We start from the raw sequence: 673 nt of genomic DNA, 5'->3' as shown, positions 1-673 counted from the left end.
ACAGCGCCCTCGGCCACACAGTCCGGCGCAGCGACCACACCCAACTCCGGCTCCGGAGCAGGAGGCGGCGTCGGGCACGCCGTCACGGTGACCTGTACGGACTGATCCGTCACAGGCTGCCCATCCTTGAGCAGCGTGACCGTGTAGGACCCCACCGGGACACCCTCGAACACCACCGAGCCACCCGCGACGGTCTTCTCCACCGGAGTGAAGCCCTCACCGCCGACCAGCTTCACGGACAGATCGGCCGCACCATCGGCGCTCACCGGAACCGTCACCGTTCCACCGTCAACGCCCTCAGGCACACAGTCCGGCGCAGCGACCACACCCAACTCCGGCTCCGGAGCAGGAGGCGGCGTCGGGCACGCCGTCACCGTGACCTGTACGGACTGATCCGTCACAGGCTGCCCGTCCTTGAGCAACGTGACCGTGTAGGACCCCACCGGGACACCCTCGAACACCACCGAGCCACCCGCGACGGTCTTCTCCACCGGAGTGAAGCCCTCACCGCCGACCAGCTTCACGGACAGATCGGCCGCACCATCGGCGCTCACCGGAACCGTCACCGTTCCACCCACAGCGCCCTCGGCCACACAGTCCGGCGCAGCGACCACACCCAACTCCGGCTCCGGAGCAGGAGGCGGCGTCGGGCACGCCGTCACGGTGACCTGTA

The 673-nt window shown here is 68.9% G+C and carries 1 protein-coding gene; it reads right to left on the bottom strand.

What is annotated here, in order from left to right:
• Positions 1–554: hypothetical protein (locus ACFP6A_RS14400; RefSeq protein WP_379604676.1), on the bottom strand; the 554-nt coding region annotated here is incomplete at its 3' end.
• Between the last annotated feature and the right edge of the window lie 119 nt (positions 555–673).

It is taken from the genome of Quadrisphaera sp. GCM10027208 (genome assembly GCF_042658805.1).
GTDB lineage: Bacteria > Actinomycetota > Actinomycetes > Actinomycetales > SCSIO-59966 > SCSIO-59966.
Note: the sequence above shows the minus strand (reverse complement) of the source record. Positions and strands in the feature narration are given on the sequence as shown.